At 57.0% G+C, this 21,989-nt stretch carries 17 protein-coding genes and 1 pseudogene; 2 read left to right on the plus strand and 16 right to left on the minus strand.

The genetic code is table 11. The features are described 5' to 3' along the window. Positions 1–186: 186 nt before the first annotated feature. The gene (locus AC0CW1_RS10935; RefSeq protein ID WP_488183085.1) at positions 187–1,578 is read left to right on the plus strand and encodes a hypothetical protein; all 1,392 of its coding nucleotides are present in this window, start codon (positions 187–189) and stop codon (positions 1,576–1,578) included. Between the two features lie 121 nt (positions 1,579–1,699). On the opposite strand, the gene AC0CW1_RS10940 is transcribed toward AC0CW1_RS10935, so the two are convergent. From AC0CW1_RS10940 to AC0CW1_RS11015, 16 genes and pseudogenes are all read right to left on the minus strand, one after another. Beyond that, entirely contained in the window at positions 1,700–2,788 is a 1,089-nt protein-coding gene (locus tag AC0CW1_RS10940; protein ID WP_488183086.1) for a polysaccharide deacetylase family protein, read from the minus strand. 318 nt (positions 2,789–3,106) lie between these two features. Next, on the minus strand, positions 3,107–4,636 hold the full coding sequence (locus AC0CW1_RS10945) for a P-loop ATPase, Sll1717 family (RefSeq protein WP_488183087.1): 1,530 nt from the start codon (positions 4,634–4,636) through the stop codon (positions 3,107–3,109). Positions 4,637–4,640: 4 nt separating this feature from the next. Beyond that, a complete protein-coding gene (locus tag AC0CW1_RS10950) occupies positions 4,641–6,125 on the minus strand; it encodes a KGGVGR-motif variant AAA ATPase (RefSeq protein ID WP_488183088.1) in 1,485 nt (494 codons plus the stop codon). Positions 6,126–6,127: 2 nt separating this feature from the next. Continuing rightward, positions 6,128–6,556: a HEPN domain-containing protein gene (locus AC0CW1_RS10955; RefSeq protein ID WP_488183089.1), complete on the minus strand. Its 429-nt coding sequence runs from the start codon at positions 6,554–6,556 to the stop codon at positions 6,128–6,130. A 140-nt stretch (positions 6,557–6,696) separates the two neighbouring features. After that, positions 6,697–8,565 carry an NADH-dependent [FeFe] hydrogenase, group A6 gene (locus AC0CW1_RS10960; RefSeq protein WP_488183090.1) on the minus strand — a complete coding sequence of 623 codons (1,869 nt, stop codon included), beginning with the start codon at positions 8,563–8,565 and terminating at the stop codon, positions 6,697–6,699. Then, a complete protein-coding gene (nuoF, locus tag AC0CW1_RS10965; RefSeq protein ID WP_488184138.1) occupies positions 8,562–10,499 on the minus strand; it encodes an NADH-quinone oxidoreductase subunit NuoF in 1,938 nt (645 codons plus the stop codon). The genes AC0CW1_RS10960 and nuoF overlap by 4 nt, the downstream gene beginning before the upstream one ends. A gap of 159 nt (positions 10,500–10,658) precedes the next feature. Continuing rightward, positions 10,659–11,135, minus strand: a pseudogene (locus AC0CW1_RS10970) (NADH-quinone oxidoreductase subunit NuoE family protein); the annotation flags it as partial. 196 nt (positions 11,136–11,331) lie between these two features. Further along, positions 11,332–11,463 carry a hypothetical protein gene (locus tag AC0CW1_RS10975; protein WP_488183091.1) on the minus strand — a complete coding sequence of 44 codons (132 nt, stop codon included), beginning with the start codon at positions 11,461–11,463 and terminating at the stop codon, positions 11,332–11,334. 193 nt (positions 11,464–11,656) lie between these two features. Next, positions 11,657–12,550 carry an ion transporter gene (locus AC0CW1_RS10980; RefSeq protein WP_488183092.1) on the minus strand — a complete coding sequence of 298 codons (894 nt, stop codon included), beginning with the start codon at positions 12,548–12,550 and terminating at the stop codon, positions 11,657–11,659. A 178-nt stretch (positions 12,551–12,728) separates the two neighbouring features. Then, positions 12,729–13,868, minus strand: a complete 1,140-nt coding sequence (locus AC0CW1_RS10985; protein ID WP_488183093.1) for an iron-containing alcohol dehydrogenase — start codon at positions 13,866–13,868, stop codon at positions 12,729–12,731. A gap of 114 nt (positions 13,869–13,982) precedes the next feature. Beyond that, the gene (locus tag AC0CW1_RS10990) at positions 13,983–15,143 is read right to left on the minus strand and encodes an acyltransferase family protein (protein ID WP_488183094.1); all 1,161 of its coding nucleotides are present in this window, start codon (positions 15,141–15,143) and stop codon (positions 13,983–13,985) included. A gap of 198 nt (positions 15,144–15,341) precedes the next feature. Continuing rightward, entirely contained in the window at positions 15,342–16,670 is a 1,329-nt protein-coding gene (locus AC0CW1_RS10995; RefSeq protein WP_488183095.1) for an FAD-dependent thymidylate synthase, read from the minus strand. Between the two features lie 140 nt (positions 16,671–16,810). Beyond that, entirely contained in the window at positions 16,811–17,146 is a 336-nt protein-coding gene (locus AC0CW1_RS11000) for an esterase-like activity of phytase family protein (protein ID WP_488183096.1), read from the minus strand. A 9-nt stretch (positions 17,147–17,155) separates the two neighbouring features. Next, positions 17,156–18,205: a peptide-methionine (R)-S-oxide reductase MsrB gene (gene msrB / locus AC0CW1_RS11005; protein WP_488183097.1), complete on the minus strand. Its 1,050-nt coding sequence runs from the start codon at positions 18,203–18,205 to the stop codon at positions 17,156–17,158. A 120-nt stretch (positions 18,206–18,325) separates the two neighbouring features. After that, positions 18,326–18,838: a GNAT family N-acetyltransferase gene (locus tag AC0CW1_RS11010; RefSeq protein WP_488183098.1), complete on the minus strand. Its 513-nt coding sequence runs from the start codon at positions 18,836–18,838 to the stop codon at positions 18,326–18,328. Between the two features lie 105 nt (positions 18,839–18,943). Then, positions 18,944–20,611 carry a glutamine--tRNA ligase/YqeY domain fusion protein gene (locus tag AC0CW1_RS11015; RefSeq protein WP_488184139.1) on the minus strand — a complete coding sequence of 556 codons (1,668 nt, stop codon included), beginning with the start codon at positions 20,609–20,611 and terminating at the stop codon, positions 18,944–18,946. Positions 20,612–21,020: 409 nt separating this feature from the next. Between AC0CW1_RS11015 and pdxK the strand changes: the two genes are divergently transcribed. Further along, on the plus strand, positions 21,021–21,833 hold the full coding sequence (gene pdxK, locus AC0CW1_RS11020) for a pyridoxine/pyridoxal/pyridoxamine kinase (protein ID WP_488183099.1): 813 nt from the start codon (positions 21,021–21,023) through the stop codon (positions 21,831–21,833). Positions 21,834–21,989: the final 156 nt, after the last annotated feature.

A 21,989-nucleotide genomic window follows, 5' to 3' on the forward strand; every position in this document is an offset into this window, starting at 1 on the left:
CTGGCTCGTTCTGGCTTCGTTTTCGGTATCGTTCCCGCCATCGTTTCCGGCCGGCATCTCCATCCCTTGACAGTCGGTTCGTCCTTCGTTACCCTTACATAAGAAAGACGGATTTCGCGTGCTTTAGTGCGGGATCCCGGTACAGTATGAAACGGATCGGACGACTTCATCAAGGGGACAAGGATGTTGAATTGGCACAAAAACATGAATCGACGGGCCTTCCTGGCCGCTGGCGCCGCCGGGGCGGCGGGATTGGCCGGCCTGGCCCTCTGGAAAAGCCGGGGAGATGAGGGCCTCTTTTCCTCCCAGCGGCCTGCTTTGCCCTGGACGCCGCGTTCCGTCGAAGTCGCGACCGATATCATCCTCCGCCGCCATCCCTATCCCTACCGGGCCAGCCTCTCCATCACCTCGGACATTGACGGCACGTCGCCGAAGGAATTCAACCGGATCCACCAGTTTCTGAACTCGGATCTGGAGACGGAGACGGGACAAGCCCTCGCCCTCGATATTGCCGACTCCTGCTGGATGGTTGTCGACTCTGACTGGGAGGGCGTTATCGACCGCTTCGGCAACAAGATCCCTGATCAGATGAGTTATTGGCGCCAGATGAACGTGCAGCAGGAATACGCTGCCGATTGGATCGCCAAGTATGTTCGCTGCGGTTGGATCGACAGTGTGCACACCTACGGTGATTTTAACCGTCAGAACACGAACGTGACCACTTTTACGCGCCAGGTCGCCTTAGCCAGCGTCCGCAAATGGAATGATCAAGGCTTCAAGTTTACCGTCTGGATCAACCACGGCAACAGCGCCAACGTGCAAAACCTGTCTGATGGCATCAAGCGAACCTATGAGGGGGGCGACGACCCTGCATCCCCCTATTACCATACGGACGTACTGATCCCCTATGGGATCCGCTTTGTCTGGCATTCCGCCTCGTCGTCCCGGGAATATGTCTTCAGCCGCCCTGACCTGCTCTACCCGATCACCCTGGGTGACGGGCAGCGCGTCTGGGGTTTTCACCGCTTTTCCTGTGCTCGCCGCCTCTTCCGGGCCACCCCGGAGTATCTTTGGAGTCCCTACAATCTAAATCGGCAGTTGACGGAAGAGCATCTGCGCGCCCTTGTCGACGAAGGGGGCTTCTGTTCCGTCGCCCAACACCTAGGCGGCCCTGCCGACCTCTACAACGCCTTCCCCGATGAATCGCTGGCGCCGCTCCGCCGCATCGCCCAGCTTCACCACGACGGTGTCGTCCTGGTGGCGCGCACGTCCCGGCTGCTGCGCTACAACCAGGTCAACAACTTCCTCCGCTTCAGCGTCCACAAAGACAGTGAAGGCGCCTCGATCGTGATCGATGGCGTCGAAGACCCCCATCTCGGCGTCTTCAAGCCGGTTCTCGACGATCTGCGGGGCATCACCTTCTACTGCGCCGACCCGCTCAAGACGAAGCTCTTCCTCGGCGAACGGCCATTTCCCGATCACCTGCTCACCCGAAACCCGGCCGACCACACGGGACGGCCGAGCCTGTCTGTCGCCTGGTTCCAAAAGGACACCCTCGACTATAGCCAATGGGGCTGACCGCTGCTGCGGTTAGCCCCATTTTCTTTCTTTCGCGCGGCAGAGGCGATTGCCCGGCAGGCGACTTTTCTCACCCTCCTTATCGCCGCTATTCAACAATCTGCTTCTATTCAATCTGCTACTATCGGTTCCCCTTCGGCGGCGTCCAGGACCACCGGTTCAGGTTCCGAGCAAAGCCTTCCAAACCGTCTCGCTGAATGACGCCCAGGCGGATGACGGCTTTCAGGTTGTCCTTGTGCTGCGCACGCCCCATACAGAGGCCCAAGCCGTGGCCCAGTTCGTCCATGATCTCCATCACCTGTCCATCGTACTCGCCGTAGGGGTAGGCCAGCGCGTAAACAGGGCGGCCGTAGCGGTTTTCGATCGTCGCCTTGGCCATCTGCAGGTCTTCCTTGATGCGGTTGCGCGTCTCTTCCGGCGTCTCCATCTGTCCTGTATCCGCCTTCACCCGCGGCGCTACCAGCAAAGAGCGGCCGTCCACCTTGTCATGGAGGTCGAAGGTGTGCGATTGCACGTCACAGAGCCCGCTGGCGACCATCTCGTCGATCTGGCGCCAGTCGAGCAGGTCTCCCTTGGCCGGGTCAAAACTGTGCGGCGGATTTTCCTCCAGCAGCCACCCGGCCACCGGAAAGAGGGTGAAGGGGTAGCCGTATTTTTTCAAGATGGGGTAGGCGAGGGTGTAGTTCGATTCATAGCCGTCGTCAAAGGTGATCGCCACCGGCCGGTTGGGCAGCGGCGTTCCCTTCTGGATGTAATCCCAGATGCGCTGCAAGGGAACGACATGGTAGCCTTCCCGGTGCAGATGCTCCATCTGGGCCTCAAAATCATCGATGTAGACGACGGCGTCATTGTTTCGCCAGAGGCCCCGTTCGGTGAAGTGGTGATACATGAGGATGACGATCGGCTCGCCGGCCTGATGAAGCCGGTCTGACGCTCCCGCCGCAGCCCCTTGGCCGCCAGTGTGGTTCCCGCCTGACGACGTTGGCGCGCCCGTCGAAGAACCGGGGACAGCGCTAGAAGCTACGTCCTGTGTGGCGCCCGTTGGCGCGCTTTGCGCAGCGCCGACGCCGCTTGGGTTGGAACCGTTCACAGCCGCGCCCCGCTGGCCGGCCGGACCGCTGCAACCGGCGATATAGACCGTGAGGAGCACCAGCCCGATGAAAAAGAGCAGCGTCCGCAGCCGTTTTTTGTTGCCGAATGAATCACCCATCGGATTACACCGCTTTCAAGCCCATATTACCACGAGGATAGCATAGAAGCTGTGCCCTCTTCAATCTTCTTGAACGTGGACGGCGATGACCTCGTTGGCCGTCAGGTGGATGTCGTTACAAAAAAAGCCCCTCGCGGCCCCGAAAGGAGCCGCAAAGGACTTCATTGTCACGAAATGGGTAAGATTAGTATAGCAGAAAAAGCCACCAAGGCATATCACTTTTTATTTCGTATTGGCGCACCCAGCCTGGGTACTATTGGGGGTCGTATTCAAATACTATTGGGGTTATCCCTTTTTAGTATTTTTCGGTAACTTATATTATTTTGGTCTCTTAATACCTCCGTGACGCTTGAGACCAAAGCCATGCAGATATATTTCTGGAACATTAATTCTTCCGTCTGTCCGTTTTTCTATGATCCCAATCCGCATGAGATACTCCAAGATTTGTTCAGGTTCATTTACCGGTGGCTTAATGTTCTTATTTCCCCATTTTGTTTTTTCTAATCTAGAGATAAAACCCTCTTTATCAATAGGAACCCGTAAACCTCTCAAACTTCTTCTTAAATGGCTCAACCATGGGTAACCCTCGTACAACTCATCGATTCGTCGTTCAGATACCTTCATGATTGCACCTTGCAAATCAGAAGGATGCAACAATCTAGAATCCGGCAGACATTCAACGTCCGCGTTTTCCAAAATTTCATGCCTACGTTCCGCTGCAAAGGAGAAAAGATTTAGAAAAGATCTCGGGGAAATGCGTCCGTCCGCGTCTTGCAAGTGATTGGGAACCCAGCGAAAAGTGTATCCTCTCCTCGGATCATTGCCCATGTACTCACCGATCATTTTTTTCATCAGTTCTTGGTATGGTTGTTCATCTGTTACAGGAAACTTTCCGAAGTATCGAACATGCTCCTTTTCAAACAGTTCCGGTATGTTTTCCAGATACTTTTTTAATATTATTTTTGCTTGGTTAGTATCTGTCGACCAGTTAACCAAACGTTTAACAAAAAGGCGGTATAGCGACAGCGTTGTCCACTCTAACTGTGTCTGATAAGATTTTAGTTTTGAGGCATCAGGAAAGTTCAGAAAATCTTCGCGAAATAGATCTGTTCGCAAAAAAATTTTAGGACGAATCCGCAGCCACCGTCGCCAACGATCCAACCAAAAGGACAATAAGACCCGAATCGGCGCAGCAAGCCCCGCATAACTTGATGCAATGCGATCTAATTCATCATAGGTGATGAACAACCACTTTTCTGCATTGTTTAAATACTCATCTAGTTGATCCAACATCTCATGAAGGAACTCAAATTCCTCCCTAACGATCGGTAACCAGACGGAGACACGTGAAATTCTATATGTTAATAGTTCTCTAATCTGCTCCGGAACTTTATCATCCCATGAACCGAGCATTTTGGCACTAGAGGGTTGTTCTTTCTGGCGGCGTAGAATAGCGCTTAGCATCAACCCCAACCAAAAGGCACGCCAATCACTAGGCTCTGCATTAATTGAAAGACTGTCTGGAAGCGGAGACTGTTTGTCTCCTGTTTGCGGGCTACGAAAACCAGTAACCCAGATCGAATTTCGAATATCCGTGAGCACCCTACTATCCGTTGATTCTGCCAATGCGACGGGACCGTATTCAAGGGCTAATATTTTAGACAATTCGGTTTTGCCTGTCCCCCGTCCACCCAAAACTAGCAATATGTCTGGATCCAAAACTTTTCGATGATTCGGCAACGGTAAAAAGCCTTTCATCATGTGAACCTCGTCGCCGTTTTCTAGTTCTCCAATACCACCTATTTGTATCATTGATTCTAATAGGCGCCTTTTTTCAGTGCTTTCCAACCCATCACCCCCGATCCCGCTTAAGCTTTTTTCCAAACAGGCGACATATGCGCTCAGCTAATTCATGATACGGTTCTGCTGTCATTAGCTTAACCAAAACTTTAATACGTTCCTTCTCAGCCTGCGTATCCTTCCTGGGGTAAAGGACTATATCTCCTAGCAAATCTTGGTTCCACGGGATCCTGGCAGGATCAGAGGGTAATTCCGTATCCGGTTCTCTCTGCGATGGATTCGGCACTGTTTGTGTGCTCGAATAATAATTTTTTGTAAAAACATCGTAGGCTACTTCCCTAAATTCCTGGATTTCTTCTTGTTCCTTATCTGTTATGCCCTTCGGCGCCATCGCATGAACCAATACCACAGGAAGTTGGGCATCCTCCTGTTTCAACAATGGTCTTGCTAATCTTCGGATAACTTGGGTCAACCCAGCCCAAGTCTGCCTCGAATGGGTTCCAAATAATACTGCCCCATGCGACAGACTAGCTACAGTCAACCCGCCAATATCATGAAACCCGGCCCTAGCGTCAAGGAGAATAAAGTCAGGGCGAGCATCGCCATATAGTTCCACAAGCATTTTATTAATCCGTTTATCCAACTCTGTTTCGATCAAATGTTGAGAGTCAATTCGGGCTAATTTTTCCAAATAGTTTTCATCAACAGTTCCAGCAGGAATTAGCTGTAAACTTCCTCCACTCTCTCCAAGGAGATCGGGGTCGTTAATTCGTAGGATATGTTCGCGAATCTTCCAATTAGGTCTTATTGCTCTTTCAATTAAATCATCCAGTACGCCCATACGCCCTGCTTCATCAGGAAAAAACAGGGTAGTAAGTCCGGGGGCCTCAATGTCCATATCCACCATAGCTACCTTATGACCATTACGAGCAAGCGTCAACGCAACTGCTGCCAACGCAGTCGTCCGACCTACACCACCTTTAAAGGAATAAAAAGCGATAACAGGCGGCTTAGAATTACTTCCTTCAGAGTAATCTATATTCCATGGAAGATTGCCTTCTCCCCCGCTCATCCACATCTTTTTTGCTATATGTCGCTCAAGCAAGTACCAGAAAGGAGTAGCTTCCCCCCTCTGCGTGTCTAAAATAGCCCCAGTTAAATCTTCATCATTACCGGTATCCGCTTCAACCTCTTCCGTCGATAGAAGCTGTACCCGTTCTCTCCGAATCAATTTGACAAGAGCGGCATGACCCTCTGCCTTTCCTGTCGGCAGCCAAATATTACCTGAGAAATAACCACCTACTAGTGCTTTAAGTTCTTTATTTAAGGTGTCTATTTCCTCCTGTGGAATCTGACCTTTTCGAGGATTATACTCATCCTGATTTACAAATCCATTATTTTTAGGTTCTAAAAAAACGCTAATTTTTCCATGTACGTCACGAATTAATGTCGCCGATTCTAACAGCGTAACTAGCGTTTGCTGAGTAGCAATGCAATTTTTCGCCAAATTAAGAGTCTGGCCAAATGTAATGTTCATTGTCACAACTCCTCAATCGGTATCCTGCCATCCAATATTAAGCCTGGCACTATCTCTTCATAAATCATAGCGGCACGTTCCACGGCATCCTTCGCTTCGTCCTGATTCCAAAGCTCGGAGCAGGCGTAACGCCGTTCGGGATGATTTTGTTCCAACACTGTGCCTTGCGTGCGAGAATTCGGCAACAGCAACTCAACTTCAGGAAACATAATTCGTAGTTGCTCGAAACCGAGAGCTTGCAAATCAGAAAGACGATGACTATATCTTCTTGCTGCATCTTCGCTTCGGAAATAATATTGCACAAGAACCTTCAAGGCACATTCCGCAACATAACCAGCATGGTATACTGCGTTGTCCCAGCGATGCGCTTGGAATAGGATTCGCGAGTCAACCAAATGTCTTCCGGCTGATTGTGCAAAACTAGTCCTCATCTACTTCTACACTCCCGTGTATGGGTTGATAATTTAATCAATAAAAAACGGCATACACTTTTTCGATACGTGTATGCCGTAAACCTTCTTAAAAACCAGTTTTGGTTGAGTATAGCCGATTAGTATTTCTGTTGCATTACCTACTTTCTGCGCACCTGGTACCCGTGGGTGTGCAAGAGCTTCTTCGCCAGTTCGCTCCCCGGCTGGCCGAGGATCTCCCGGTAGAGGCGGCGCACCGTCGGGTTCTCGTGGCTGTAGCGCAGGCTCTTGTGGCTGTCGATGTCATAGAGGGCGTCGGCCCGGTCATGGCGGTAGTCGAGGGAGATCTTTTTGTGGTCCCGGCCGCCTAAGATCGGCTGGCCGCCGCCGCCGACACAACCGCCGGGGCAGGCCATGACCTCGATGAAGTCGATCTTCTCGCCCGCCTCCAAGGCCTCGATGACGCGGCGGGCGTTGCCGGTGCCGTGGGCGACGGCCACATGGATGTCGTGGTCGCCGAGCTTCACCTGGTGCAGCTTCAATCCCGTCTCGCCGCGGATCTCCCGGAACTCGACGGGCGGCGGCGCTGCGTCGAAGCCGCGCGGGTCGGCGGCGCGGGAAAGGACCCAACTGGTCGTCCGCAAGGTCGCCTCCATCACCCCGCCGGTGGCGCCGAAGATGGCGCCGGCGCCGGTGGCCTCGCCGAAGGCAGAATCGAAGGACTCGTCGGGCAGGCGCGTAAAGTCGATGCCTGCCTCACGGATCATGCGCACCAGTTCGCGCGTCGTCAGCACGTAGTCCACATCAGGCCGCTGGCCGTCGCCGTGCTCGGGCCGGGCGGCTTCGTACTTCTTGGCCGTGCAGGGCATGACGGCGACCGAGATGACCTTTTCCGGCGGCAGGTTGCGTTCCTTATGGTAGTGAGCCCGCGTCAGCGCGCCGAACATGGCCATGGGCGACTTGCAGGTGGAGAGGTTGGGGATGTACTTGGGGAAGTAGTGTTCGACAAGCTTGATCCAGGCGGGGCAGCAGGAGGTGAAAAAGGGCGTCCGCCCTTCTTCGTATCGGCCCAGGAACTCATAGGCCTCCTCGACGATGGTCAAGTCGGCGGCGAAGTCCGTCGCCAGGACCTGGTTGAAGCCGAGGCGGCGCAGGGCGGCCACCAGCTTGCCCGTCACCTTCGTCCCGACGGGCAGGCCGAAGGCCTCGCCGAGGGTGACCTGGATCGACGGCGCCGCCTGGACGACCACATGGACGGTCGGGTCGGCCAGGGCTTTCCAGACGTCGTCGATGGCCTCTTTTTCCGTCAAAGCGCCGACGGGGCAGGAGAGGACGCACTGGCCGCACATGATGCAGGCCACATCGCCCATATCGGCGTTGAAGGCCGGGGCGATGATCGTGTCAAAGCCACGCTCCTGGGCGGCGATGACATGGTTCTCCTGCACCTTGGCGCAGATGCTCTCGCAGCGGCGGCAGTGGACACACTTGTTCGGATCGTGCCGGATGGAGGGGTTGTTGTCCTGCACTGACTGCTGGCGGGCTTCCCCTTGGGTCTCGATGCGGCGGATACCCAGATCCTCGGCGATGTTCTGCAGTTCACAGTTCAAGTTGCGGATGCAGGTGGTGCACTCGCGCTGGTGATCCGAGAGGATCAATTCCACCACCCGGCGGCGGGCTTTGCGCACACGGGGGCTGTGGGTGCGCACCTTCAGTCCTTCGGCGACGGGGTAGACGCAGGAGGCTTGCAGCGCCCGCTGGCCCTCCACCTCGACGAGGCAGACGCGGCAGGCGCCGATCTCGTTGATCTCCCGCAGGTAGCAGAGGCTGGGGATGTGGATACCGGCCTCGCGGGCGGCGTCGAGGACGGTCGTGCCCACCTCGGCCTCGACGGTCTGGCCGTCAATCTCCAGGCGAACCTTTTTGGGGCCGAAAAAGGCTGACGGTTTCGTATGCTCCTCCGGGTGCTCCTCCGCAGGGTCCCAGCCCAGCATGTGGGGGAGCAGGGCTTCTTCGAGATGGCGTTTCATCATTCTCCCTCCCGCGCGATGCATTTGGCCGGGCACTTCTGGGCGCAGGCGCCGCAGGCGATGCAGATTTCGGCGTCAATCACAAAGGGCGTCTTGCGGACCTCGCCGGTGATCGCCTCGACAGGACAGGCGCGGACACAGAGGCCGCAGCGGCGGCATTTTTCACCGTCGACGCGGTACTTGCCCTTGGGCTTCAGAGCGGCGCAGACGCCGGCGTGACAGCGTTTTTCGTTGATGTGGGCCTCAAATTCGTGGCGGAAGTAGCGCAGGGTGCTGAGGACGGGATTGGGGGCTGTCTGACCGAGGCCGCAGAGGGATGCCTCGCGGATGTCGCGGCCCAGTTCTTCGAGCCGCTCCAGGTCCTCCGGCTCGCCCTTGCCCTCGGTGATGCGGGTGATGATCTCCAGGAGGCGGCGCGTGCCGATGCGGCAGGGGGTGCACTTGCCGCAGGACTCGTCCTGGGTGAACTCCAGGTAAAAACGGGCGATGTCGACCATGCAGTCCGACTCATCCATGACGATGAGGCCGCCGGAGCCCATCATGGAGCCGACAGCGATGAGGCTGTCATAGTCGATGGGGGTGTCCAGGTACTGGGCCGGCAGGCAGCCCCCAGAGGGGCCGCCGGTCTGGACGGCCTTGAAGGCCTTGCCGCCGGGGATGCCGCCGCCGATGTCATAGATGATCGTCCGCAACGTCGTGCCCATGGGCACCTCGATGAGGCCCGTGTTGTTGATCTTGCCGGCCAGGGAGAAGATCTTCGTCCCCTTGCTGCGCTCAGTGCCCATGGCCGCGTACCAAACGGCGCCGTTGACAATGATCTGGGGGATGTTGGCGTAAGTCTCCACGTTGTTGAGCAACGTCGGCTTGCCCCAGAGGCCGCTCAGGGCTGGGTAGGGGGGCCGGGAGCGCGGTTCGCCCCGTTTGCCGCTGACCGAGTTTAAAAGGGCCGTCTCCTCACCGCAGACGAAAGCGCCGGCGCCGAGGCGCAGGTCGATGTCAAAGGAAAAACCCGTGCCCAGGATGTCATCGCCGAGCAGCCCCGCCTGCCGGGCCTGTTCGATAGCCACCTCGAGGCGGTGAACGGCGATGGGGTACTCGGCGCGGACGTAGACATAGCCTTGGCGGGCGCCGATGGCGTAACCGGCGATGGCCATTGCTTCCAGGACGGCGTGGGGATCGCCTTCCAGGATGGAGCGGTCCATGAAGGCGCCCGGGTCACCCTCGTCGGCGTTGCAGACGACATACTTGGGCGTCTCCGGTGCAGCCGCCGTGAAGGCCCATTTGCGGCCCGTCAAAAAGCCCGCGCCGCCGCGGCCGCGCAAGCCGGACTTCGTCACCTCGTCGACGACCCGGGCCGGCGTCATCGCCGTCAAGGCCTTGGCCAATCCGGCATAGCCGCCGCTGGCCAGGTAGTCGTCGATATCCTCGGGGTTGATGACGCCGCAGTTGCGCAAGGCGACGCGGTGCTGGGGATGGAAAAACTCGTTCTCATCGATGGTGTTGCGGGTGGCGCCTTCCGGCGGGTGCTTGTAGAGCAGGCGCTCGATGATCTCGCCCTTGGCGATGTGGCGCTCAACGATCTCCCGGGCGTCATCAGGGGCCACCTGGCAGTAAAAGACCCGCTCCGGGTGGATGACGACGACGGGACCGAGTTCGCAAAAGCCGAAACAGCCGGTGGGGACGACAGTGGCCTCCCCATCGAGGCCGCAGCGGGAGAGTTCGCTTGTTAAGGCCTGGCGGAGTTCGGCGCTGCGTGAGGAGGTGCAGCCCGTACCGGCGCAGACGAGGAACTGGCGGGTTGGCGATGGGGTCGTCGATGGGGCAGTCGACGGCGCAGCGGTAGAAGCGGATTCGGGGAGCTCGACAAGTTGCTCTTTGGAGAGCCGTTGGAGGAAAGGGGCGGCATGGCGTCGGCGGGCCGCTGTTAGGTCGTCGATGGAGCGAATGGGGGAAGCGACGACGGGAGGTTTTGCCGGTGTTGAAGACGGTTCCGAGGAAGTTCCATGATTCCCGCATAGGCAGCCCTTTCCCGTCCCTTCCCTATCGACCGTACTATGTATATCTTGCTTGTCTCCGCGGTTCCGGTAGCTGGCGAGGAGGGCCGGCACATCGGCGGCCTTCATGCGGCCATGGACCTCACCGTCGATGACGATGGCCGGCGCCAGGCCGCAGGCGCCGACACAGCGCGTATCGGTCAGGGTAAACATCCCGTCTGCCGTCGTCTGTTTCAGGTCAATGCCCAGTTCTTTTTTGATGGCAGCCAGCACCTCCGGCGCGCCCTTGACGTAACAAGCCGTGCCCATGCAGACGCTGACCGTGTGCTTTCCTTTCTGTTGCCGGTTAAAGAGGCTGTAAAAGCTGACAACGCCAGCCACTTCGCTGACAGGCAGCTGCATTCGTTCGGCCACATGACACTGCACCGCTTCCGGAAGGTACCCGAAGATCTCCTGCGCTTGCTGCAAAAGGCGGATCAATTGGCCGGGGCTGTCTTTGTACCGGTCGACGACCTCATCCAATAATCGCATCTTTTCGCGGAATCGGTCATCCCCTTGATCCATCGGTGATCGGATCATCGGCTCGCGCTCCTTTCCGTTCCGGTTTGAACACAAAAGGGTATAGAATATTCTGCACACGTGAATTATATCACTTTTCACAAGATTATTTCATTGCCTTTCTGTGAAAATGGGCTGCTCGATGAGCAGAAAAGCAAACCGCCGCTTCCCAACGGGTTGGAAAGACGGCGGTCTCGTTGTTCTATTGCTGATCAAGTTAGTCGTTATATCCCTTTTCACCGTAGGGCTGCAGCTTTTCCTTCCAGTGATCCTCCAAAACTTGCAACAACTCGTTGACGGCCCGCATATTTTGACGTTCCACCGCCTCAATCTCCAGGCTTTCCAGCACCTTTCTGCCTCCGGCTCTCGTTATCCATGGGTTCAGCACCTTCCTTCCAACCCGCTGAAGCGTTTTCCCCAACGCCTGCTGCGGGTGCGCTGCTTGCGGGGTTTAACGTGAGGGTTTTTTTTTGGGGGGCTCCATTTTGGGGGTTTCCTTTTTTGGACCTATTTAGGCCTGGTTATCTCAAAGCCCGCTTGCTCTATTCTGCCAGGTTCTTGCCCCGCTTATCATTCATCCCTTCGTCAACCCGTTCCCGTTCCTGCGAAAGGGCTGATGATGCGCCGACCTCCGCTTGATAGCAAGCGCCCAACGCCTTGTCACGCTTTTTCCTCCAGGCCCTGCGCAGCATCGATTGCAGGTTCTCGAAGTCCTGCTCATCGAGCGATTCTAACTGCTTCAACTGATCGCTGATCAGTTGAAGCGTTTCATCGCTGAAGGATTCCTCCCGTTCTTTCGGCCGCCGGATGAATAGCGCCGATAATGACGCCGTGACCGTGCCAATGACGCCGATGCCGGTGATCATCAGCAAGCCTGCCAGCATGCGCCCTTCCGTCGTCACCGGTGAGATGTCACCGTATCCCACCGTGGTGATCGTCACGAGGGACCACCAGAGCGCGTCCCCGAAGTCGTTGATGTTGGGGTTATGCCCTTTTTCAAACATCAGCACGCCGCCGGCGCCGGAGCAGACCAGCGCGATGAAGATGAGCAGGCCGTAGGTGACGCCGTTTTCCACCCGGTGCCGATCAAAGCGGCGGGCCACATACTGAAAGAGCACAAACAGCCGGACCAAGCGAAGGATCCGCAATGACTGAAAGAAGGATGAAAAAGGGATGATGGCGATCAATTCGATGATGTTCGACTTGAAAAAAGACCACTTGTTCTCGGCCACATAGAAGCGGGAAAAATAGTCAACGGTAAAGATGACAAGGACGGTGTCATCCACCCATTGCAGCGCCGCCGCGTGATCCCTCCCCAATTCGGAGTGCTGGAGGATGAGGGCGGCTGACGCGACCAGGGCCAGCAGGCCCATCAGGTACTCCCATGCCGGCGCGCTCGTGATCTTTTCGACGGCAGCGCCTATCCTCTTTCGCATACCCGCCCTCCACCCTTCCGCGATCCGCTGATTACTCCCCTCTACGCTCCGTCGTCCCTCGTTGCTCGTCCCTTGTTGCCGTTCCTTGTTGGGTTCTTTGTTGCGGTTCGTCCCAGCCCTTTCCCTACTATATGTCTTCGTTCGAGCGATTTCCTCTATGGGCTGTGCCGGTCTGTTGCTATTCTTTACCGGCGAAGAGTCGGCGCAACAATGCTGCCATCTCCGCTTTGGTGACCGCCACAGGGTTGACCCGCGTCGATCCTTTCATCGCGTTGTCGACAAGTTCGTCAAATCCCGTCTCAAAATCCTTCTCTGCCATCCCGGCTTCCTGAAAAGAGGCAGGGATGTGGAGCAAACGGTTCAGCCGTTCTACGGCGTCGACAAAGTCCGTCTCGCCGATGCTGCGGGCCAGCCGCTGCAACCGGTGGTTGACCTCGCCGTCGCGGCGGTTGAAGCGGAGCGCCTGGGGAAGTACAATGGCGTTGATCAACCCGTGGCCGAGGCCGAACTGCCCGCCGACGGCATGGGCGATGCCGTGGGCCATGCCGAGCCCCACATGGCTGAATGCCAGGCCGGCCATGCACTGGTAGATGTGCATCTTCTCGCGGCTCTCGGGCGAGCTTTCGAGGTAAGACGCCGGCAGGTTGGCGAAAATCCCTTCGACGGCGCCGCGCGCCAAGGGTTCCATGAAGGCGTCCATACGCTGGTTGATGTAGCACTCGACAGCATGGGTCAACGCGTCCATGCCTGTTTCGGCGACGATGTTCGGCGGCATGGTCATCGTCAGGTCAGCATCGAGGATAGCCACATCGGGGATCATGGCCGTCGTCTTGAGGCCGATCTTCAGGTTCTGCTCCCGGAAGGTGATGACGGCCGCCTTGGTCACCTCGCTGCCCGTCCCCGACGTGGACGGCGCGGCCACGAAGGTGATCTTCTGCCGCCGCTCCGGCAGTTCCCTGCTTAGGACGTTGGCAAAGTTGAGTTCCGGGTATTCGTAGAAAAGGGCCATCGCCTTGGCCGCGTCGAGGGGAGAGCCGCCGCCGACCGCGACGAGCAGGTCAGGGCCGAAGTCCCGCATCTGCCGCACCCCCGCTTCCACCGCCGCCGTGTCCGGGTTCGCGCCGACGCCGCCGTGGACAAGGGTCTCGCATCCTTTTTCACGGAGCATCGTTTCGATCTTCTCGATGGTTCCGTTGGCAAACATGGACCGGCCCCCGGTGACGATGAAGGCCTTCTTCGCCAGCAAGGTCCCGAGATAGCCGATGGAGCCCCGGCCGGTGACGATCGCCTGGCCGCCGAGGACGATCTTGTTGAACATAAGATGACCACCTCCTGTGACTTTGTGCTTTACATCGAAAGGAGCGCCTATGGGTAGTGCGGTTTATTGTGGCTTCTATGGGCTTCCCATCACCGGAACGTCACGCTGAACATTTTACCGGATCAACGCCCGTTCCGTCTCTTCGCGCCACTGCACAGCGCCCCGCCGGTTCCTCCGGCCTCCAACCTTTTTCGCGATTTCAAGAACGAAAAAGCAGATCGTCATCGTGCTTACGGAGACGATGCTGAACTTCAGCCACGGCGAGATAACAACGCCCTTCAGCAGGTAGGCCAGGGGCAGCAGCACGAGTTGGTGCAAATAGTAGATGCCGTAGGAGTGATTGGCAAGACGGCGCCAGAGCCAGGCGCCGCTGTCGACGAAGCGTTGGAACAAGGCGATCAGGGCGAAGAGCGCCGCCATGCTGAAGAGGGCGTGGACAGCGCCGTGACCTGCCTTCTGAGCCAGGTCCGCCGGCGCGAGGAAGTTGATCCGGTAGATAATGAAGAGGAGGCAGGAAGCGACGCCGAAGAGGCCCCAACCGACGAGACTTGGCTGATATCCTCCTGCCGTGAACCAAGCCTGCTTCCAGCCGTAGACGCCGAAAAGAAAATAGAGGGCGTACATCACCACACGCACCGGTTGGATCATGAAGATATATCCGGCGTTCACCCAGGCGTCGGCCGGATAGAAGAGGTTCCCTAGGATAAAGGCCGCCGTGGTCGCCATGGCGAAGATGGCGAAGAGCCCGATGGCCGGTTTTCTCGCCATGATCTCCGGCTCGAAAGCTTCCGGCTTCCACCGGTACGCCAGTGTGAGGAGCAAGAAAAAAAGCGCCAGCACACCCAAGAACCAATAGTGGGCCTGCTGGTAGTAGGGGCCGAAGAACTTATTGAACCAGAAGTCGATGTAGTCAGGGGCCTGGGGACTCCGGCTGAATAAGATCATGTAGCTGATCGGCGGCGCCAGGAACAACGCCCCTATGATCCAGGGCAGCACGATCCGGCGCAGCTTGTCCCCAATAAAGCCGACGATCCCGCTCCGGACCAGTGACGGCATGGCAAAGTAGCCGGCAAAGAAAAACATGGCCGGCATGATGAAGACATCGACGATCAGCACGAAGATGTTGAAGGCGAGGCTGCGCTGGACATCGACTACATACCACCATTCCGGGGCGTTCGTCATATAGCCCATGGCGGTATGTAGGGCGATGACCAGATAGATGATGAACACGCGTAGGTTGTCGATGAAGTATAGCCGTTCGTTGCGTAGACCCATGTCTTGTCTTCCTCCTTGTTTGTTTCGCCTGTTTGTTTCCTCTTGCTTATCTCCCTTTGTTTTTTTCCGATTAGCCTATGTTTTCATGATAGATGAAAACATACGCAATCACAAGAATGGTCGTTTGATTCTTATGTCGATAAGCAAAAAGAGAGGTGTCCCCTTCGTCGGGAGACCTCTCTTTTCAGGGTCACAACTTTAGTTGGCGAGAAACCGTTCCCGCACTTCCGCCTGCCGTCCGCAGCTCAGCTTCCCCTCCCTGCACTTGCCGAGTACACAGGAGGGGAGCGCCCGTTCGTAAAGCACCGGCGATAAAGAGCGCAGCACCTTCAGCTTTTTGATCGCTAGTTCGCGGATCTCCCACTGGGCGTTCATGCAGGTGCGGTCTGAGAGCATCCCGATGTCGATCCTGGCGTTGGTGGCGATGATCAGCTTGATTTGGTCGCAGTTGAGCAGCAAGGAAAAGGCCTTCTCTACGCCGTATTTTTGGGCGATGACCTGGCGCCACTGCTTGCACTCCTCGACGAGTTCCATAAATTCCGTATAAAAAGGTGAATGCCGGATCGTGTCCGGGACTTTGACGGGTCTGGCGGCATCGCGGATCAACTCGGCCAGATCCTCCCGGTAATTCTGACTGAGCCGGTGCCGCAGTTGTTGATGATAGGTGACGAGACTGCACATCATGCCAAAGGTCGTTCTGGCCTGTTCGGCGATGCTCTCATGGCCGTAGCCGAGAACGCGCTCCGTCACATCCTTGGCCTTTTTTGCCGCCTCCGGGCCGAAGCGGGCGATCTCCCGGGAGGGCGTGTTCTTCGAGGTGCTCGTCAAGGCGCCGAAGCCGACCTTCATGTCCAGGTCGGTGAAACGGCTCAGCAAAACCAGGTTGTTTACGGTGTCGATCTTTTCGAGATCTTCCAAGTGAAAATCTTGAATGGCTTCTCGTCCGGCGTCACTGTCATACTCAACCGGGAGCAGGTCCGTCAGCCCGTCCGGCAGGAGCGCCGACAGCTCGCTGCGGATCTCATCGAACATGGCGCCGTACTTCTTGTCGCTGAGCAGCCGGAAGAGGTCGATCAACTTATCGCCCGACATGGCGACGCTGACGTTGGTCTTCGTCGAAAGGGGCAGGATGTAGCGGGCGTCTTCGATCGGTATGCCGTAGAGGTAGTTTTCCGCTTTCGGCCTTCCCTTGGCGTTCGGATCCTTAAGTTGGGACATTTTCGCGTATAGCTGGAAGGCCTTTTGGGTGATCGCCTCGGTCTTGCGTCGGTCCTCCCCGTCCAGTTGGGGCAGCCGGTAGGCATCGGCATCCATGGCGACGTACCGCTGGCTTTGCTGCACATAGGAGTCCTTCAATTCGCAAATCAGGGTGCTCTGCACCCGATCGATCCCCTCTAAGGTGAAGGCGATATTGAGCGTGTTCAGCACCTGTTTCAAGGCGAGTTCATCGATGGCTTTGATCCGGTTTCTCTCTATCCATTTTGCTATCCGGTCCATGCCGGTGACTTCAAAATTGGCGATGATCATAACAACCCTCGTTCTCTTCGATTATCCCACTTAACTTGCCTGTCCCTGCTGTGCATGGGTTCACAGAACAGGGCAACTGTCCAGATTCATGGTACTATGCCGGAATAACCTTCGGCAAGACTCTGTTCGGCAGGCTACGGTCAACAAAACCGAAGCAAGCGCCCCAAGACATTCGTCGCCCGGCGCAGATCGGCCAGGTAGGCGAACTCGCCGACCGCTTTGCCGGTGGCCGCATCCAGCTTAAGGATCCGGTAGACGCGGGACTTGCGGGTCTCCTTGTCCGGGTTCATGGGCGGGTTCTGGATGACGGCGAAGATCCACTTGCCGTCGGGGGTGATGCTGACGCCTTCAAAGCCGCGGTTGGCGTTTCGTTTGGCGTAGACGGCCGGGATGGTCTCTTGGACAGGCTGGCAGGCGATGAGAAAGAGCGCGGCAGCGGCGAGCAAGGCTGAAAAGCCATAACGGATCGCCTTCATCTTCCTATGTTATTTCCCTTCCGCAAACAACCGCCGGTACTCGCCGTAACCCTCTTTCTCCAAGTCCTCCTTCGGGATGAAGCGCAGCGCGGCTGAGTTGATGCAGTAGCGAAGCCCAGCAGGCCCCGGCCCGTCATCAAAGACATGGCCGAGATGGGAGTCGGCGTTGCGGCTGCGCACCTCTGTGCGGACCATGCCGTGGCTGGTGTCTGTTTTCTCCTCAATGTTCTCTTCTTGGAGCGGCCGGGTGAAACTGGGCCAGCCGCAGCCAGAGTCAAACTTGTCCAAGGAACTGAACAAGGGTTCGCCGGATACGACATCGACGTAAATGCCCTCGCGCTTGTTGTCCCAGAACTCGTTGCGAAAGGGCGGCTCGGTGCCGTTGTTCTGGGTCACCTCATACTGCATGGGGGTGAGCCGTCCGTGCAGGTCTGAGCGGTCCTTGGCCAGCTTGTCTTTTGCCGGTTGGCCTTTTGCAGTTTGGACTTTTGCCGATTGGGTCTTTTCCTGTTCTTTCTTCTTCCAATGGCGGGCGATAAAGGCGTCCCGTCCCGACCCGAGCCGGTACAGGCCATAGCGAACGGGGTTTTTCTTATGATAGTTCTGGTGGTACTCCTCTGCCGGATAAAAGGGGCCTGCCGGGAGGATAGGCGTCACGACGGGCTTGTCGAAGACGCCCTTCGCTTCGAGCACTCGCTTGGAGGCCTCTGCTTTTTCTCGCTGTTCCTCGCTATGGACGAAAATGGCCGTCCGGTAGGAGGACCCCCGGTCGTGAAACTGCCCGCCGGGGTCGGTCGGGTCGACCTGCTGCCAGTAGATGTCCAGCAGTTTTTCGTAGGGAAAGACGGCCGGGTCAAAGGTGATCTGAACCGCTTCATAGTGGCCGGTCCGGTCGGAACAGACCTCCTCATAGGTGGGGTTTTCCGTCTTCCCGCCGGTGTAGCCGGAGACGACGCGGATGATCCCGTCCATCTCCTCGAAGGGCGTTACCATGCACCAGAAACAGCCGCCAGCGAAAGTGGCAAGTTCGTATCTTCCCTTTGTAGCCGCTTTTTCCATAGGAATCACCTCGGTTGATATTATCGGGTTTATCTTTTTTCCATGACCTTCGAGACATGAGGGCAAGAGCCTGACAAGTGGGAAGCAACATAGCCTGTATCTGCCATATCGCCCATACATTCAGCCGATGTCGACCTTCAGCTTTCTCCCCCCAGTGATACTGAAACCGTTCTTCGTATAAAAGCGCAGGCTGTTTTCAAATTCCGGCAAGGGTGGCGTAGTCACCTCAAACCGCTTCCACTCCCGTATTTGTGCAAACTCCAGAGCCTGCCGAAGCAGGTGGTTGCCGACGCCTTTGTCCCTGTAAGCGTTCCGTACATAAAACTCGGTGATGATCCCGTATTTCCCATGGGTATAGAGGGCATGGGCCTCGGTCAACCCGATGAAGCCGACGCACAGCCTGTCGTTGCGGGCGTCGTCGGCGCCATTATCGCCGCCGTCATCAACGGCGATAATAAACCACATCTTCTGCGTCTCAATGAACTGTTCAATGTTTCGTTGGATTTCCGCCTGATCGATTTGAAAGTGGGCGATATGGGTTCTCTGAATGATCTCCTCTAACAGCAATGCTTCCAGTTCAACCAGGCCGGCGACGTCAGAGTTGTCCGCCATTCGATAAAGATATTTTCCCACGGCTCTCCACCCCGATACATTGATGTGCGCCAGGTCTTCACCTAGAAAAAAACCACCACCCTTTGTAGAAAATATCCCTCAGGTGGTGGCGTACACTTTATGCAACTACTTCGGAAGCTGGAAGGAACTCTTCAGCGAGACGATGTGGTTGAAGACCTTTTTGTCGCCTGTCGTCTGCTTCGGATCGACGTTGAAGTAACCGTGGCGGAAGAACTGGAACTTGTCTTGCCCCTTGGCCTCAGCCATGTTGGGCTCCACGCATCCTTGCAAGACCTCGATAGAGTTGGGGTTGATCCGCTCCAGGAAGGGCTTGTCTTCGCCCGCCGTCTCGTCCATAATCAGCGGTTCGTAGAGGCGGAACTCGGCCGGCAGCGCCTGAGTGGCCTCCACCCAATGGATCGTTCCTTTCACCTTGCGGCCCTCGAAGCCGGAGCCGCTCTTCGTGGCCGGGTCGTAGGTGCAATGCAGTTCCACGATCCTGCCCTCGGCGTCTTTGACCATATCGTGGCACTTGATGAAGTAGGCATGTTTCAGCCGTACCTCGTTGCCAGGGAAGAGGCGGAAGTACTTGCTCGGCGGGTTCTCCATGAAGTCGTCCTGCTCGATGTAGATCTCCCGGGAGAAGGGGATCTGGCGGAGGCCCATCTCCGGGTTTTCGGCGTTGTTTTCCGCCTCCAGCATCTCGACCTGGCCTTCGGGGTAGTTGGTGATGACCACCTTCAGAGGGCGCAGGACGGCCATCGTCCGGGGGGCTTTGAGCTTTAAATCCTCACGGATGAAGTGTTCGAGCATCTTCGAGTCGACAGTGCTGTTGGCCTTGGCGACACCGATCTCGCGGGCGAAGGCACGGATCGCCTCGGGGGTGTAGCCGCGCCGGCGCAGGCCCGAGATGGTGGGCATGCGCGGGTCGTCCCAACCGTCGACGATGGCCTCATCGACGAGTTTTTTCAGCCAACGCTTGCTCATGACCGTGTTCGTCAGGTTCAGGCGGGCGAACTCGTACTGGCGGGGGCGGCATTCCATCTCGCATTCCTCGATGACCCAGTCATAGAGGGGGCGGTGGTCCTCAAACTCGAGGGTGCAGATGGAGTGGGTCACGCCCTCGACGGCGTCCTCGAGGGGATGGGCGAAGTCGTACATGGGGTAGATGCACCATTTGTCGCCCGTGTTGTGGTGGCTGGCGTGGGCGATGCGGTAGAGGACGGGATCGCGCATGTTGATGTTGGGCGAGGCCATGTCGATCTTGGCCCGCAACACCTTCTCGCCGTCTTTGAACTCGCCCTTGCGCATCCGCTCGAAGAGGTCCAGGTTCTCCTCGACGCTCCGATCGCGATGGGGGCTCTCCTTGCCCGGCTCGGTCAGGGTGCCCCGCATCTGGCGAATCTCCTCGGCTGACAGGTCGTCCACATAGGCCTTGCCCTTTTTGATCAAGATAACGGCCCGGTTGTACATCTCGTCAAAATAATCAGAGGCGAAAAAGAGCTTCTCCCAGTCGAAGCCGAGCCAACGCACGTCTTCTTTGATCGACTCGACATACTCCGTATCTTCCTTCAGCGGGTTCGTGTCGTCAAAGCGCAGGTGGGTGCGGCCCTTGAACTCGTCAGCCAACTCGAAGTTGAGGCAGATCGATTTGGCGTGGCCGATGTGCAGGTAGCCATTCGGTTCCGGTGGGAAGCGGGTGACGACCTCGTTGACGCGACCCGAATCTATATCCTCAAGGATGATGCTTTTGATAAAATTCGGCGGGAGTGTTTTGCCTTCCACAGCGCTCACCTTTCTCAAAAGAAATCCGTCAAATGGATTTTCTTGTTAATTGTTATTCTTCTACAAAATGTAGTTTATCATAACCGGAGACGCGCCCAAAGAGTGAAAACGCAGGGAGCACCGTTTTCCTTTCAATAAAAAGCGGCCCTGTCAGATCGTATCTTGGGCGGACGAATGGGGAAGGCTTGCGATCGCTGGAAGGGTTGCTATAATTGAGGAAGACTTTCCGCCTGTCGCAGAAAGAGGGTATCTTCCCAGCGACACCGCTGAAACCAGCCAGGGGGCTCAAGGGGTTGCGAGAAGCAGCCGCTAGAAACCCTCCGTCTGCCGGCAAGCGCATCTTCTTCCGCGACACTCGGGATACAAACCATAGCAACGATACAGTCGATCAACGGCTGACAACGAGGAGGAGCAACCCATGACGATTCCCAAGGCGCTAACCATTGCCGGTTCGGACAGCAGCGGCGGCGCCGGCATCCAGGCCGATCTGAAGACCTTCCAAGAGTTGGGCGTCTACGGCATGACGGCCATCACCACCATCGTCTCCATGGATCCGAAAGACTGGTCCCACAAGGTCTTCCCCATCGCCATTGAGACCTTGGAAGCCCAGTTAGATACAATCCTCTCCATCGGCGTCGAAGCGATGAAGACGGGGATGCTCGGCACCCCCGAGATTGTCGAAGTAGCCGCCCGCGCCATCGACCGGAATAACCTGAAAAACGTCGTCGTCGACCCGGTCATGGTCTGCAAAGGCACCGACGAGGTGATGCAGCCAGACAACCTGGTCAGCCTGCGCGATGTCCTCGTCCCCCGGGCCACCGTCGTCACGCCGAACCTCTTCGAGGCGGCCCAGCTAAGCGGCCATGCCCCGATCAAGACGCTCGATGACATGAAGGAAGCCGCGGAAGCCATCCACAAGCTCGGCGTCGCCTATGTCCTGGTCAAAGGCGGCGGCAAGCTGGCCGGTGAGACGGCCATCGACTTGCTCTATGATGGTCAGTCCTTCGAGATCCTTGAGTCGGAGCGGTTCACCACCACCTACACCCATGGCGCCGGCTGCACCTACTCGGCCGCCATCGCCGCCGGCCTGGCCAAAGGCGAATCGGTCCGCGAAGCCATTCAGACGGCGAAGAAGTTCATCACCGAGGCGATCCGTCTCGGCTTCCCCCTTAACGGTTACGTCGGTCCCACCCACCATGGCGCGTACCGGCGGAGCGGCTGCTGCTGCTAAGCGCGACCAGGGCTCGTTTGTGAAACGGGCAAGATTGATGTCCGCACATAGAATGACGACTGCCAAAGAGACCGGGATCGCCCGCCCCTCTTTGGCAGTTCTTTTTTCGGATATTGCTTAGCCTCTTACCGTCGTCCTTTGTTCGGCCTAGCCTTA

It is taken from the genome of Heliomicrobium sulfidophilum, from assembly GCF_057715735.1.

Excerpts from the sequence above, each read along its gene's own strand:
- AC0CW1_RS10940 (WP_488183086.1), bottom strand. The coding sequence starts at position 2,788 with ATGGGTGATTCATTCGGCAACAAAAAACGGCTGCGGACGCTGCTCTTT.
- AC0CW1_RS10950 (WP_488183088.1), bottom strand. The coding sequence starts at position 6,125 with ATGAACATTACATTTGGCCAGACTCTTAATTTGGCGAAAAATTGCATT.
- AC0CW1_RS10955 (WP_488183089.1), bottom strand. The coding sequence starts at position 6,556 with ATGAGGACTAGTTTTGCACAATCAGCCGGAAGACATTTGGTTGACTCG.
- AC0CW1_RS10960 (WP_488183090.1), bottom strand. The coding sequence starts at position 8,565 with ATGATGAAACGCCATCTCGAAGAAGCCCTGCTCCCCCACATGCTGGGC.
- AC0CW1_RS10980 (WP_488183092.1), bottom strand. The coding sequence starts at position 12,550 with ATGCGAAAGAGGATAGGCGCTGCCGTCGAAAAGATCACGAGCGCGCCG.
- AC0CW1_RS10985 (WP_488183093.1), bottom strand. The coding sequence starts at position 13,868 with ATGTTCAACAAGATCGTCCTCGGCGGCCAGGCGATCGTCACCGGCCGG.
- AC0CW1_RS10990 (WP_488183094.1), bottom strand. The coding sequence starts at position 15,143 with ATGGGTCTACGCAACGAACGGCTATACTTCATCGACAACCTACGCGTG.
- AC0CW1_RS10995 (WP_488183095.1), bottom strand. The coding sequence starts at position 16,670 with ATGATCATCGCCAATTTTGAAGTCACCGGCATGGACCGGATAGCAAAA.
- AC0CW1_RS11000 (WP_488183096.1), bottom strand. The coding sequence starts at position 17,146 with ATGAAGGCGATCCGTTATGGCTTTTCAGCCTTGCTCGCCGCTGCCGCG.
- msrB (WP_488183097.1), bottom strand. The coding sequence starts at position 18,205 with ATGGAAAAAGCGGCTACAAAGGGAAGATACGAACTTGCCACTTTCGCT.
- pdxK (WP_488183099.1), top strand. The coding sequence starts at position 21,021 with ATGACGATTCCCAAGGCGCTAACCATTGCCGGTTCGGACAGCAGCGGC.